Here is a 13,432-nt window from a genome sequence, read left to right as displayed (position 1 = left end):
CAATGGCATTACCCATTTTTGTATACCTAGCAGGTGTATATATGGCCGACACACTGAATGCGCCCGACCCTACGGAGACGGCGATTGCCCACGAGCCTCCGCCCAAGAAAGCGGCTCCAGCCAACCCGCTACGAGGCGTTGCCCTGGCCGTGGTGATCCTGATTGTGCTGTTGTTCGCCGTGTCAATCGTCATGGAGCGGCGCACGCCATCGACTTCACAGGCCGTGGTGCAGGCCTACGTGGTCAACATGGCTCCCGAGGTGTCGGGTCGAGTCACCGAAATAGCGGTGCTCGACAACGCGCGGGTAGAGGCCGGCCAATTATTGTTTCGTGTAGACCCTCTGCCCTACAGACTAGCAGTCAGGGAGGCTGAGGCGCGGCTGGAGGAAGCGGGTCAGGCAATCGGCGCCAACACGGCTTCAGTGGATGCTGCCCAGGCGATGCTGGTGTCTGCCCGTGCCCAGCGCGATAACGTACGCGAGCAGGCCAAGCGCGTAGCGCAGATGGTCGAGCGTGGTGTATTTGCTACAGCGCGCCAGGATGATGCCGATGCCTCCTTGGGTTCCGCCGAGGCCGCAGTCAGCAAAGCCCAGGCTGACTTGCAGCGCGCGCGGCAACAGTTAGGGGCGGAAGGTAGCGACAACCCGCAACTTAAGCAGGCCCTGGCAGCATTGGAAAAAGCTCGGCTCGAGTTGGGACGCACTGATGTTGTCGCGCCGTCAGATGGAGTGGTGACCAACCTGCAACTCGCGGTGGGCCAAGTAGTTAGCGTGGGTCAGCCGTCGCTGACGTTTATTGACGCCGACATTGTCTGGGTATCTGCTGCCTTCAAGGAAAACAGCCTGGAGCACGTGCAGGCCGATGATCCTGCAGAGCTGGTGTTTGATCTGTTACCCGGCCGCGTGTTCAAGGGACGCGTTGAAAGCGTCGGCTGGGGCGTGTCGCAGGAAGGCAGCAGCCACACCGCGCTGCCGTCGGTGCGCAATCAAAGCGGCTGGGTGCGCGACCCGCAGCGTTTTCCGGTGCGCCTGATTGTTGAAAAACCTTATCCAGTCGGCCCGCGTTACGGCTCGCAGGTGACAGTAGTGATTTATACCGATGACAACCCCCTGACCAATTGGCTGGGCGCGTTCACCGCGCGCCTCGGCGCCTGGCTCAGCTATGTCAATTGATAAAGAACTGCAGCTGGAACTCAGGCGGGCCAAACGTCAGGGATTGCGCGTCGCTTCAGCGGTGACTGTGGGATTTTGCCTGGGTCTGGTTTTAGGCGGGCCGTTACCCTTTCTCGCCCCTTTGTTTGCGACGCAGTTCCTGCTGGCCAGCCGCCGCCCCTTAACCCTGCGTCAAGGGTTGATGACAGTGCTGATTGTTCTGCTTGCCGGTGCGCTATTGGTGTTGTTGACCGGCGTGCTACGAGAACGACCATGGATCCTGTTACCGCTGCTTTGGTTGTTTTACTTCGCCTGCTTTGTCGTCCAGGGTCGGCAACTGGGCGGTGCCGGACCGGCCCTGATGCTGGTGATTGCTATTGCTGTGCCGTTGCTGGATATCCTGCATCCTGACCTGGGTGAGTCAATCGTGCTGTTACTGGCCAAGGCCATCAGTCTGGGCTTATTGCTGGCATGGGCAGCCCATGCATTGTTGCCAGACCCGGGCGGTGAACAGGCCAATGCCCCGATCGCAGCTCCCCATACGGCTACTGTGATAATCCGCCAGGCGATGGGTAGCGCAGTGATTCTGTTGGCCATCGTTACCCTCTGTTTGAGTGACCCGCGGTTGACCACGGCGCTGGTCGTTCCGATCACTGTCGCCTCGTTGCTCGGTCAGCTTGAGCTGGATATGGGCCCGCGCGCCGCGCTGGGTCTGGTGCTGGTCAACTTGCTCGGCGGGGTGGCGGCGTCTCTGGCATATATCCTGTTCGAGCTGCGTCCTGCGCTGTGGCTGGTCGCGCTCGTCGTGCTGCTGGTCAGCCTGCTGTTTGCCGGCAATGCGGCTCTGGGCGGTATCAAAGGTAAGGTGTTTGGCGGCGGGCTTATTGTTTTTCTGGTGCTGTTCGGGCTGGGTGTGTCGCCATTGCCGACCAGTACTCCGGAGCTGTTTTCCACGCGCATCGCTTATGTGCTGTTCGCGATTGTTTACACCATCGTTTTGGCTGCTGTGCTCTGGCCGCGGCCGCGGGTGGTTGAGCAGGCCATCGTAGCGGGTAAAAGGTGAGTTCTGGATAGACGAAACGGACCAGCTACACTTGTTTTCACGAGACCGCAGCGGCGTGCCAGAAGGTACGCAGGTGCGGTATGTGAGGTTGAGCGGCACATGCCGGCTACGACTGAACGCCTCTCTGTTGGTAGTAATTCGCTGTTTCAACAGCAAGCGACGCTACAGGTAACCGTCTTCCGCGATTGCAGTTAAAGCTGTAATACATTGGAGATACCTGCATGAATATTTCAAGGACGTTTCTGATTGGCGTTGGGTTGAGCAGCATGTTGCTTGGTGGTTGTGCTTCGCAAGTGACCGAAGAGGAACAATACTCCGGCTTCTTGCCAAGCTACGAAGGTTTACGCGAAACCACTTCGGCAAATGGCCAACCGGTCATGCGCTGGGTAGCCGACGGTTTCAGCCCGAACGACTACGACACAGTGGTCTTTAATCAACTCGAGCTCTACCCGGCGCCAAGACCAGATGACCGGGTTAACCTGCAGACCCTGCAGGAACTCCAGGCACTCACCAGCTCGAGCGTAAAAGGTGTATTGGCGCAGAAGTACAACGTGGTGCCCAGCGCAAATACCGCTCCCGCGGCCTCCCGCACCCTGGTTCTCAACGCCGCGATAACCGGTGTATCGGCCACCAATGAAGGTATGCAGTGGTATGAGGCACTACCGGTAACGGCTGTCGCCGGCGCGGTTTCCCGGGCAGCCGGCTATCGCGACCAGAATACCGAGTTGTTTCTGGAGGCCAACCTGGTCGATGCATCCACTGGTCAGGCGGTGGTGAAAACCGTACGCAAAGTGCGGGGCGAAAACCTGGAGGACAGCACCCAAGCGATTGCCACCAATGACTTCAAGTTGGCGATAAGAGGGTTGGCTGCTGACTTGAACGCCTTCATCAACAACTAACCTGAGGCCAGATCACGTTAAGTCATGTTACAGAGTTCGGGGAGGCTGGAGGGTTACGCCGCCAGCGCAGTACCCTGAACTATCTCAGTCGTTCTTTTCCTGCAGATGCGCAAAGGTAGAGCATGAGAAAACTATGGCACAAATACATTGATCTGTTGGAGCAGGACCTTTGCGCCAAGGTGTTCGATAACGTAAAAAATTTGTTGGTTTGTGCGCTGTTGTTTGCCGCAGGTACCAGCGCGCTGCATTCGGAAAAAGCGATTTTTGTTGGCCTGTTGGGTACGCAGGTCGCCGGGGCGGGGTTAATTCTGATTTCCGCGCTACTGATGTTTCTTAATGTCACCGACGGATTGCGCCGCGTCGCCAGCAGGCGTTACCACAAGGTGTTGCTGCTAGCGGTATGGGCTTTTTATCTGATCGTGGCAGTGAGAATGGTGCAGTTGGTCTGGGGATTTCGCGCAGACTGATTGGCGGTTCAGTGCGCAGCCAGGACCAAGATTGCCTTGGAAATCTTCTCGACCGTCTGTCTCTCGCATCACAAACGCTCTAAAGCTTGGGCAGCATGCGCCGATAATCCTCGCGTTCCGACAGTTCCTGCAATCACCTAGACCTCCACGATTAACCCGGGAAACATATGCTCAGAAAATCCATCCGCGCACAGACGTTGGCGCTGATTGCTGGCAGTTTACTGCTGCTCACAGCCATAGCGTTATTAAGCCAGAGTATCTTATCCTCAAGCGTAGGTTCATATGGCAAGCTCGTTGCGGGCCCAGTCCAGGCATCGCTGCTGATCGAACGGGCTAATAGCCAGTTCAAGACTCAGGTTCAGGAGTGGAAGAATGTATTGTTGCGGGGTAAGGACCCAGCGGCGCTGGACAAGTATTGGATGGCTTTCCAGCAACAGGAGCGGGAGGTTCAATCGACGCTTAGTACGCTGAGCGCATTGGAAGGTCTCCCGGAAGGAGCTGGTGGCAGCGTAGAGGCGCTAAGCCAAGAGCATCTGAGGCTGGGTAAGGCATACCGCAGTGGTTATCAGGCTTTTGTAGCCTCGGGTCAGGATCCGCAAGCTGGTGACTTGGCAGTAAAAGGCATTGATCGGGCCGCCTCGGAGCAGATGACTTCTCTGGTCAGCGAGTTGCGGAAGCAAGCTGAGGATGACTCGGCGGATATCGCCAGCAGCGCTGCACGCGCAGTGCTTATCGGCACCCTGATGCTTATTTTTACCGGTATTGCCCTGACCTTCCTGAGTATCTGGCGCATTGACCGCAGTATGGTGGCTCCGGTGCGAACGCTCATCGACCAGGTCACGGCTTTAAGTCAGGGTCGGCTGGGAGCCAAGTCCAGCATCAAGCGTGAAGACGAACTGGGTAGATTGGCGGATGCAGCGAATACATTAGATGATTTTCTTGTGGCTACTTTTGCCCAGTTGGAAGTCAGTACGCGTGAGTTGGACCAGGCCAGCGGCGAACTCAACAGTGTAGCTACCATCATTTCGGGCGGGACTCGCGAGCAGTTCACTCGTACTGACCAGGTTGCTACCGCGATGGAGGAGATGTCCGCTACGACGGCTGAGGTGGCCGCTCACGCGGGCACCGCCGCAGAGTCAGCCGACGCGGCGGATTCAGCCGCGCGTAAAGGCGAGGTTGTTATGCAGACGACCGTGCGCAACATTACCGATATGCGCGGTGAGATCACGCGCACTGCAGAGGTGATCAATCGTTTGGCTAATGACAGCGGCCGGATCGGTAAAGTGCTGGACGTGATCCGCGGTGTGGCAGAGCAAACCAACCTGCTTGCTTTGAATGCTGCCATTGAAGCAGCGCGTGCCGGTGAAGCCGGCCGAGGTTTCGCTGTCGTGGCCGACGAGGTGCGCACGCTTGCCCAGCGCACGGCGGCTTCCACCGCCGAGATCAACGAGATTATTGATACGGTGCAGCGCGGCGCGATTGAAGCGGCCAAAGCCATCGAAGCGGGTCAGGAACGCAGTGATCAAGGAGTACGCATGGTCACCGAAGCCGGGGAAATGCTGCATGACGTCACCCGAGCCATTGAGGCCATTCGGGACATGAACCGCCAGATCGCCACCGCCGCAGAGGAGCAAAATGCCGTCGTGAACGATATATCGCGCAACCTGACGGAGATTACGGCCATCGGTATGACCAATCAGGATAACGTTGGAAGGACCACCCGGGCTAGCGAGCTGCTGCACACGCTATCGGCTGATCTTGGGGATATCACAAAGCGAATCAAGCATTGAGGCGCTGAGCACCAGTGCTAGCCTGGGAGTAAGTATGTACACCGTTGAAGACATCACCCATGAAACCTGGACAGTCACCGGTTTGAGCACCCGTGTTGCCAGCCTGGGCCAAGGGCCGGTGGCGCTGTTTATTCATGGCTGGCCCGAATGCTGGTTTACCTGGCGGCAACAGATGGTCGCTTTGGCCAACGCCGGTTACCGTGCCATCGCGCCGGATATGCCGGGGTTTAGCCAGACGGAGGCCCTGCCGAATATCGCCGACTACAACGTGGTACGTATTTGCGACTTCATGCGCGAATTACTCATTGAGGCCAGCGGCGGAGCAGCAGTATTGCTGATAGGCCATGACTGGGGGGCGATCAATTGCTGGCAGTTTACCCTGCGTCACCCTGAACTGGTTTCCCGGCTGGTGAACATGAGTGTCCCGCTACACCCGATAGCGGACCAGCCTCCCACTGCGCTGTTGCGCGAGCACTTCAAGGATAACTTTTTCTACCAGCTGTACTTTCAACAGCCGGGTGTGGCGGAAGCCGAGTTTGATGCGGATCCAGAGGGCATCCTCCGCGCCCTGTATTGCTCACCGGATACGCCGCGAGATCCACCCGTGCTTGGCCGCTCAATAGATGAGGGTGGCGGGTGGATAGGTAGGCTGGGCAAACCGCAGGAGCAGCCGAGCTGGCTGACCCATGAGGCGCTGGCGTATTACGTTGCCGCCTACCGGCACAGCGGTTTTGCGGGCGGCATCAACTATTACCGTAACCTCGATGAAAACTGGCGCTTGATGCAGCCATACCGCGACACGCAGATCACTTGCCCAGTGCTGTTTCTGGTCGGCAGCGCCGACAGTGTTATCCGGGGTGCCAGCGAAGAGCAGCTGCAAAACAGAATGAGCCGGCGCATCCCCGACTTGCAGATTCTGATGTTGCCTGGCAAAGGCCATTGGATTCAGAGCGAAGCTTGCGCGCAGGTGAATGCGGCGTTGCTGGAGTTTGCGGTCGCAGCACCCTGACGCGACTTCAGGTTCTGCGTAGTGTTGCCGGGCTTGTTCCCAGCCGTTGCCTGAAGGCACTCGTCATGTGCGCCTGAGAGCTGAAACCGCAGCTGTTGGCGATCTCCGACAGCCTGGCTGTTGGGTCGAGCAGCATTGCGCGGGCTCTGGCCAGGCGCCGGTCGACCAGGTAACTATGCGGGCTTCTGCCCGTAGCCTGCTTGAGTGCGCGCATAAAATAACCTTCGGATAGCTCCAGCAAATCCGCCATGGCCTTTACCGTCAGGGTGCTTTCCAGGCCAGCGTCAATGAACTCATCCAGCAGACGCATCCGCCTGTTGGTTATGGAGCCTTGGAGCGGTGCAGCCGGGATTTCGCTGCGGTTTGCCCGTTCAGCCAGGGCGTGAGCCCATGCCTCCCAGTCGTCGTCGACGCGGGCCTGCAATAACGCGCCGCGCATTGCTTGCGCCAAGGTAATTGCCTGCCGATCAATCCGATTGTTGAACGCACGGTCGCCCACCAACGGCGTACCGTCTATGCGCATTAGCCGCAGGTATTCACCACCTTCAGGTGACTCTGATAACACATCACAGCCGGCAGGAACGAACGCCAGACTGTTGGGCCGCGCCGAGAAAGGCTGCACTCGGTCGCTACCGATGGCGTGTAATCCACGCTGGCTGTCAAAGGCAAAACCGATAGCAGACTGGGCCGCTACATAGTGGGTCGAGTAGGCTGCGGCGGGCAGCAATTCAACCGCCCAGGGCCCGGCCTCGATACGACGTACCGATTCAGTTGGGCGTTGTGGCTGTAGGCGGTTGTGATCACTCATGCAGATGATAGTAGTAGAGAGCGACGACAAAAGTCAGGTCGGTTTTCTGAAAGCCTGCATTGTGCACCCCTGCCTAGACTGGACAGAACTTCAGGGAGGGTTCTCATGCACAGACTGAATCGCGACGATATCGAGCAAGCTGCTCGCCGCATATACCAAGTAATGCCTGCCACTGCGCAGTACGCCTGGCCCTTGTTGGCTGAGAGGTTGGGTTGCACGGTGTGGGTCAAGCATGAGAATCACACACCTACAGGTGCTTTCAAGGTGCGCGGCGGCATTACCTTCATGCACTGGCTCAAGCATGTACACCCAGACGTGAAGGGAGTGGTTACTGCTACCCGCGGCAACCATGGCCAAAGCCTGGCGCTGGCAGCAAGCGCACTGGGATTAAAGGCGCTGATTGTTGTACCGGAAGGTAATTCGCTGGAAAAGAACAACGCCATGCGCGGCTTTGGTGGAGAAGTGGTTGAGTACGGCATTGATTTCGATGAGGCGCGCGAAGAGGCGGCGCGCCTGGCAGATGTGCATGATCTCTACCTGGTGCCGCCGTTCCACATCGAGCTGGTCAAAGGGGTGGCCACTTATGCGCTTGAGCTATTCAAGGCCGCGCCTGACCTGGATACCCTTTACGTGCCGATTGGTTGTGGCTCGGGGATTTGCGGGGTGATCGCCGCCCGGGAAGCGTTGGGTCTGAACACCAAGGTGGTAGGCGTGGTGGCTCGTGAAGCTGCGGCCGCAAAACTGTCTTTTGACGCGGGCGTCATATGCGAGACCGCCTCGGCGAATACCTTCGCTGACGGCCTCGCCGTTCGTAAGCCAGTTGCAGACGCTTTCGCCATCTACGGCGCAGAAGCAGCGCGGATCGTATCAGTGAGCGAGAGCGAGATTGCCGAAGCGATGCGGGTGTATTACACCGATACCCATAACCTGGCCGAAGGGGCCGGTGCGGCGGCACTGGCCGCGCTCATTCAAGAGCGTGAAACCATGCAAGGAAAAAGGGTCGGCGTGATTCTGTCCGGAGGCAATGTTGACAGATCGGTGTATGCGAAAGTGCTCGGCTCCGATTCTGCCAGTGATCGCCGGTAGGCAAATCGTTGTATCGCAGCGGATCAGCGCTGAGCTTTTTTCGCGCGCAGCCAAGCCTGCTGAGGTTCTGCACCAGGCCACGAGGTTCGGATGCGTCGAGTTCAGCTGGCTAATCTCGCGTCTGCAGGTGATTTTAAATGATAGACTGTGCCCGCCGGCCGGGAGCAGTTGACTGCGTCAATCAATTCTGGAATGCCCAGCATACAAACCTAGATCGACAGCGTAGTGTGCCGCTCCGTTAAACAGCCCTTTTCTCGGCTGCAAAGGAGCGCCTGCTGCGTTGACGCTGATATTGATAACGCGTGAGTCAAATGCACAGAAAAAACGCGAGCGTGAACAACAAGGGCACACTTGGCCTCGATCCGACAGTTGCCGTCGGCCTGGCAGTCGCCTTCGTCATCTTCATGCTGGGCACGGTGGTCGCTGTTTACACCACCCAGCTACTCAGAACGAGCAACCAGAGCGTCGTGCAGACGCACAATGTCATCGTCGCCATCGACCTGCTGCTGGCGGATGTCCAGGATGCCGAAACCGGGCAGCGCGGCTATTTGCTGACCGGCGATGAGGAATATCTGGAGCCCTATCACCGCGCGGTATCCCAGGTGCAGAGCCGGATTACGCTGGTTGAGGGGTTGGTCGCCAATAATGAGTCGCAGCGTTTGCGTTTTGAAACGCTTCGCGGCTACGTCACCTCCAAGTTCAATGAGCTGGCACGCACACTGAGCGTGTACCGGGACGACGGGCAAATTGCAGCGCTTGGCCTGGTCAATTCCGATAGCGGCAAGACCGAGATGGATGCTATCCGCGATGTGATTGCCGAACTTCGCAACGAGGAAACGCAAGTGCGAACCCGGCGCGTCGAGGAGATGAACAATGCCTACACGGTAGCCTTCATCACCAGCGCGTTATCCGGCTCTCTGGGTCTCGTATTGACGATTGTCATTGCGCTGCTGGTGCGCAGCGCGACACTCGCGCGTCGACGCGAGCAGTGGCTTCAAGGTGCTCAGGTGGGTCTCGCCTCTGAGGTGATCGGGGAGCAATCCACCCAGGAACTCGGCCAGAACATCCTGCGCTTTCTCACCAGCCACCTGGGCGCGGTTGCTGGCGCTCTCTACGTCAAGGATGGCGATCGCTATGCACTTTTGGCCGGCCACGGTGTGCCAACCGACGTCAACCTTCCGGCGCATTTCGATCAGCATGACAGCCTCTTCAGCCATGTGCTGCAGGATCACCGACCGATCACTGTAGGTGAGGTGCCGGACGGCTATATCGCCTTCGGCTCCAGCCTGGGGCAGCAGAAGCCACGCTATCTGGCGCTGGCGCCAGCGATGATGGATGGCGAGGTCAAAGCACTGTTCGAGCTCGGCTTCCTGTATCCGGTGGGCGATCACGTCCTCGCTCTGCTGGAAGAGGTGTCGCACACTATTGCAACGGCAATCAGTTCGGCCGAGTACCGCACACGTCTGCGCACACTGCTGTATGAAATGCAGCGTCAGGCGGAGGAGTTGCAGGTGCAGGGCGAGGAGTTGCGCGTTTCCAATGAGGAACTGGAAGAGCAAGGCAGAGCGCTCAAGGAGTCCCAGGCACGTCTGGAGCAGCAGCAGGTCGAGCTGGAACAGACCAACTCGCAGCTTGAAGAGCAGGCGCAGGAACTGGAGACCCAGCGCGATGATCTGGAGAAGGCCAACGAGGCGATCCAGCTCAAGGCGCAGGAAGTGGAACAGGCCAGTCGGTATAAATCGGACTTCCTGGCCAATATGTCCCACGAGCTGCGCACGCCACTGAATTCTTCGCTGATCCTGGCCAAGCTGCTGGCAGACAACGCGGATGAAAATCTCACCGCCGAACAGGTGAAATACGCGCAGACCATACAATCCTCTGGTAATGACCTGCTGAACCTGATCAACGACATCCTCGATCTGTCGAAAATCGAGGCGGGCCATGTCGATATCCATCCCGAGCCGGTGCTGGTCGAGCGCATGGTCAACTCACTTCGTCACCTGTTCGATCCCGTGGCCAACGACAAGGGTCTGGCGTTTTCGCTTGAGGTTCAGCCTGATGTCGCGCCTGTCATTGAAACCGATCCGCAGCGCCTGGAACAGGTACTCAAGAATCTGCTCGCCAATGCAATCAAGTTCACCGCCAAAGGCAGCGTAGCGCTGACAGTGCGGCCGCTCGGTGAAGATCAGATTGCGATCTCGGTGTCCGACACCGGCATCGGCATTGCGGATCACCAGCAACAGCGAATTTTCCAGGCCTTTCATCAGGCCGATAGCACCATCAGCCGCCAGTTCGGCGGCACCGGCCTCGGGCTTTCGATCTCCCGCGAAGTAGTGCGACTGCTGGGTGGCCGCCTGCAGCTGAAAAGCCAGCTTGGCTCGGGCAGTACCTTTACCGTCATCATTCCGCGGTCATACGATTCCTCAGCGTTACGCATACCTGCACCGGACATTCAGCCGCTATCGCCATTGCCGGCAGCGCCCGTGCCTGCGGCCAGAGCTGCAGAAGAGCCAGCGCGGCAGCCACGGGCAGGCGTGGTCGACGATGACCGCCTGCGGTTGGATGATACTGCGCGCAAGCTGTTGATCATCGAGGATGACCGCTCCTTCGCGATGATTCTTCGCGACCTGGCGCGTGAATCGAACTTCCAGGCGCTGGTCGCCGGGACGGCGCAGGAAGCCCTGGAGCTGGCCCTGCAGTTCATGCCCAGTGCCATTGTGCTGGATGTGGGTTTGCCGGATCAGTCGGGTCTGTCGGTACTTGATCGCCTGAAACGTGACGTGCGCACCCGCCACATACCGGTTCACATCATCTCCGCCGAAGACTACTCCGAGCGCGCCATGTCGCTGGGCGCAATTGGTTATGCGCTGAAGCCGGTGCATCGCGACCAACTGGTGGGTGTGCTGAAATCGCTCGAGGCGAAAGTCTCGCAGAACCTGCGGCGCGTGCTGATCGTCGAGGACAATGAAGTACAGCGTGAGGCGGTGAGCAAGCTGATTGCCTCGCACGACGTCGAAACCATCTGTGCCGGCACGGCTGCCGAGTGCCTGGCGCTGCTCAAGGAGCAGACCTTCGACTGTATGGTGCTCGATCTGTCTCTGCCGGATGCTTCCGGCTTTGATCTGCTGGAAACCATCAGCCAGGACAGCGCCCACTCCTTTCCGCCGGTGATTGTTTACACCGGCCGGGTGCTGGCGCGTGAAGAAGAGCAGAAGCTGCGCCGCTATTCAAAGTCGATCATCATCAAGGGTGCCAAGTCGCCGGAGCGTCTGCTGGATGAGGTGACGCTGTTCCTGCATCAGGTGGTGTCTGAGCTGCCCGACGAACAGCAGAAGATGATCCGCAAGGCGCGCAACCGCGATGCGCTGCTGGAAGGCCGGCGCATCCTGATCGTCGAGGATGATGTGCGCAATGTGTATGCGCTGACCAATATCCTCGAACCCCGTGGCGCCCTCATCGAAATTGCCCGTAATGGCGAAGAGGCGTTGCAGAAACTCAAGCAGGCCCAGAGCAAGCCCGATGGCCGTATCGATCTGGTCCTGATGGACGTGATGATGCCGGTCATGGACGGCCTGACGGCCACCCGACATATCCGCAACAATCCGGACTGGAAGAAGTTGCCGGTCATCACGCTGACGGCTAAAGCCATGCCGGACGATCAACAGCGCTGTATCGATGCGGGCGCCAACGACTACATGGCCAAACCACTGGATGTGGAGAAGTTGCTGTCGCTGGTACGAGTATGGATGCCGCAATGACCGAGGCCTTTGAGAAGGTCGAGGACATCGAGATACGTCTGTTGCTCGAAGCGCTCTACCATCGCTACCACTATGACTTTCGCAGCTATGCGATGTCCTCGGTCCGGCGGCGGCTGCGTCAGGTCCGGGATAATCTGGGGTTTGCGACCATCTCCGCCATGCAAGAGCGGGTGCTGCATGATCCTCAGATGCTGCCGATCATGTTGCGCTACCTCACCGTCCAGGTCAGCGAGATGTTCCGCGATCCGAGCTATTTCCGTGCCATCCGCGAAACCGTAGTGCCGCATCTGCGCACCTATCCTTCGTTGAAGGTCTGGATTGCCGGGTGCAGTACCGGCGAGGAGCTCTATTCCCTGGTGATTCTGTTCCGCGAAGAGGGTCTGGAAGAGCGCACGCTGTTCTATGCTACCGATATCAATCCCGAAGCCCTGGCCCAGGCTGAGGCCGGGGTTTACGAGCTCGAGCGGATGCGCCTGTTCACCGAAAATCACCGGCAGGCCGGCGGCAAGACATCGCTATCGGATTACTATCACAGCGGCTATAACCGCTGCGTGCTGGACAAGAGCCTGCGTCGCAATGTGGTGTTTTCCGACCACAGTCTGGTGACGGATCAGGTGTTTGGCGAGATGCACTTGGTCTCCTGCCGCAACGTCATGATCTATTTTGACCGCGTTTTGCAGGACCGTGCAGTGGGACTGTTCAAGGACTCCCTGCCGCGCAATGCCTTTCTGGGGCTTGGCGCCAAGGAAAGCCTGAGGTTCTCCGAGCATGCCGATGCGTTTCGCGATTTTGTGCGAGAAGAGAAAATTTACCAGAGGACCGGCTCATGACAAGCACGGCCAAGGGCGCAGTGATCATTGGCGCTTCAGCAGGCGCGTTAGAAGCGCTGTCACTTATCCTGCCGGCACTGCCAGCCACTTTTCCGTTGCCGATTTTCGTGATTGTGCACGTGCCGCCACACAAGCCCAGCGTGCTGGCAGATATCTTCAATGCCAAATGCCGGCTCCGGGCGATCGAGGTGGAAGACAAGGAGCCGATAGAGCCCGGGGTCATCTACTTCGCTCCGCCCAATTATCATATGCTGTTCGAAGACCAGTCGAGCTTGGCGCTGTCGAATGAGGATGAAGTACTGTTCTCGCGTCCCTCGATCGATGTGGCCTTTGAAAGCGCGGCCGAGGTCTGGGGTGCCGAGTTGATCGGGATCATCCTCACCGGAGCCAATCAGGATGGAGCCAGAGGCTTGCAAGCCATTTCAAAAGCGGGCGGTACTGTGATCGTCCAGAATCCCGAGGATGCCTACGCCAAGGCGATGCCCGAGACTGCGATTGCGTTTTCTCCGCAGGCGCAGGTCTTGTCTATTGCGGACATTTCCGCCTACCTGATGAGTAACTCTGGATGACG

General features: G+C 58.5%; 11 protein-coding genes. 10 read left to right on the top strand and 1 reads right to left on the bottom strand.

Translation table 11 applies throughout. The annotated features are described in order from the left end of the window. Positions 1–41: 41 nt before the first annotated feature. The 6 genes from EAO82_RS00880 to EAO82_RS00855 all read left to right on the top strand — a co-directional run bounded on the left by EAO82_RS00880 (position 42) and on the right by EAO82_RS00855 (position 6,379). The gene (locus EAO82_RS00880) at positions 42–1,172 is read left to right on the top strand and encodes an HlyD family secretion protein (RefSeq protein ID WP_096347791.1); all 1,131 of its coding nucleotides are present in this window, start codon (positions 42–44) and stop codon (positions 1,170–1,172) included. Beyond that, positions 1,162–2,214 carry a DUF2955 domain-containing protein gene (locus EAO82_RS00875; protein WP_096347792.1) on the top strand — a complete coding sequence of 351 codons (1,053 nt, stop codon included), beginning with the start codon at positions 1,162–1,164 and terminating at the stop codon, positions 2,212–2,214. Before EAO82_RS00880 ends, EAO82_RS00875 begins: the two co-directional genes overlap by 11 nt. Before the next feature lie 221 nt (positions 2,215–2,435). Then, complete coding sequence (locus EAO82_RS00870; protein WP_096347793.1) at positions 2,436–3,113, top strand: DUF3313 domain-containing protein; 678 nt, start codon at positions 2,436–2,438, stop codon at positions 3,111–3,113. 122 nt (positions 3,114–3,235) lie between these two features. After that, a complete protein-coding gene (locus EAO82_RS00865) occupies positions 3,236–3,580 on the top strand; it encodes a hypothetical protein (RefSeq protein ID WP_096347794.1) in 345 nt (114 codons plus the stop codon). 167 nt (positions 3,581–3,747) lie between these two features. Further along, entirely contained in the window at positions 3,748–5,370 is a 1,623-nt protein-coding gene (locus EAO82_RS00860; RefSeq protein ID WP_096347795.1) for a methyl-accepting chemotaxis protein, read from the top strand. Positions 5,371–5,404: 34 nt separating this feature from the next. Further along, positions 5,405–6,379 carry an alpha/beta fold hydrolase gene (locus EAO82_RS00855; protein ID WP_096347796.1) on the top strand — a complete coding sequence of 325 codons (975 nt, stop codon included), beginning with the start codon at positions 5,405–5,407 and terminating at the stop codon, positions 6,377–6,379. Between the two features lie 7 nt (positions 6,380–6,386). Here EAO82_RS00855 and EAO82_RS00850 read toward each other — a convergent pair whose 3' ends face one another. Beyond that, a complete protein-coding gene (locus tag EAO82_RS00850) occupies positions 6,387–7,187 on the bottom strand; it encodes a helix-turn-helix transcriptional regulator (protein WP_096347797.1) in 801 nt (266 codons plus the stop codon). A gap of 105 nt (positions 7,188–7,292) precedes the next feature. Here EAO82_RS00850 and EAO82_RS00845 point away from each other — a divergent pair, with 105 nt between their 5' ends. The 4 genes from EAO82_RS00845 (at position 7,293) to EAO82_RS00830 (ending at position 13,430) form a co-directional block, all read left to right on the top strand. Beyond that, complete coding sequence (locus tag EAO82_RS00845) at positions 7,293–8,273, top strand: threonine dehydratase (protein WP_096347798.1); 981 nt, start codon at positions 7,293–7,295, stop codon at positions 8,271–8,273. Positions 8,274–8,584: 311 nt separating this feature from the next. Beyond that, positions 8,585–12,031, top strand: coding sequence for a response regulator (locus tag EAO82_RS00840; RefSeq protein ID WP_096347804.1), 3,447 nt, complete (start codon positions 8,585–8,587; stop codon positions 12,029–12,031). Further along, positions 12,028–12,861: a CheR family methyltransferase gene (locus tag EAO82_RS00835; RefSeq protein WP_218838665.1), complete on the top strand. Its 834-nt coding sequence runs from the start codon at positions 12,028–12,030 to the stop codon at positions 12,859–12,861. Before EAO82_RS00840 ends, EAO82_RS00835 begins: the two co-directional genes overlap by 4 nt. Beyond that, positions 12,858–13,430, top strand: coding sequence for a chemotaxis protein CheB (locus tag EAO82_RS00830; protein ID WP_096347800.1), 573 nt, complete (start codon positions 12,858–12,860; stop codon positions 13,428–13,430). The genes EAO82_RS00835 and EAO82_RS00830 overlap by 4 nt, the downstream gene beginning before the upstream one ends. Positions 13,431–13,432 lie beyond the last annotated feature (2 nt).

This window comes from Halopseudomonas pelagia (genome assembly GCF_009497895.1).
GTDB classification, from domain to species: domain Bacteria; phylum Pseudomonadota; class Gammaproteobacteria; order Pseudomonadales; family Pseudomonadaceae; genus Halopseudomonas; species Halopseudomonas pelagia_A.
This window is presented reverse-complemented; position numbering and strand designations above follow the sequence as displayed.

Coding starts and splice junctions, on each gene's coding strand:
- EAO82_RS00855 (WP_096347796.1), top strand. CDS start 5,405: ATGTACACCGTTGAAGACATCACCCATGAAACCTGGACAGTCACCGGT.
- EAO82_RS00870 (WP_096347793.1), top strand. CDS start 2,436: ATGAATATTTCAAGGACGTTTCTGATTGGCGTTGGGTTGAGCAGCATG.
- EAO82_RS00835 (WP_218838665.1), top strand. CDS start 12,028: ATGACCGAGGCCTTTGAGAAGGTCGAGGACATCGAGATACGTCTGTTG.
- EAO82_RS00865 (WP_096347794.1), top strand. CDS start 3,236: ATGAGAAAACTATGGCACAAATACATTGATCTGTTGGAGCAGGACCTT.
- EAO82_RS00880 (WP_096347791.1), top strand. CDS start 42: ATGGCCGACACACTGAATGCGCCCGACCCTACGGAGACGGCGATTGCC.
- EAO82_RS00840 (WP_096347804.1), top strand. CDS start 8,585: ATGCACAGAAAAAACGCGAGCGTGAACAACAAGGGCACACTTGGCCTC.
- EAO82_RS00875 (WP_096347792.1), top strand. CDS start 1,162: ATGTCAATTGATAAAGAACTGCAGCTGGAACTCAGGCGGGCCAAACGT.
- EAO82_RS00830 (WP_096347800.1), top strand. CDS start 12,858: ATGACAAGCACGGCCAAGGGCGCAGTGATCATTGGCGCTTCAGCAGGC.
- EAO82_RS00850 (WP_096347797.1), bottom strand. CDS start 7,187: ATGAGTGATCACAACCGCCTACAGCCACAACGCCCAACTGAATCGGTA.
- EAO82_RS00845 (WP_096347798.1), top strand. CDS start 7,293: ATGCACAGACTGAATCGCGACGATATCGAGCAAGCTGCTCGCCGCATA.
- EAO82_RS00860 (WP_096347795.1), top strand. CDS start 3,748: ATGCTCAGAAAATCCATCCGCGCACAGACGTTGGCGCTGATTGCTGGC.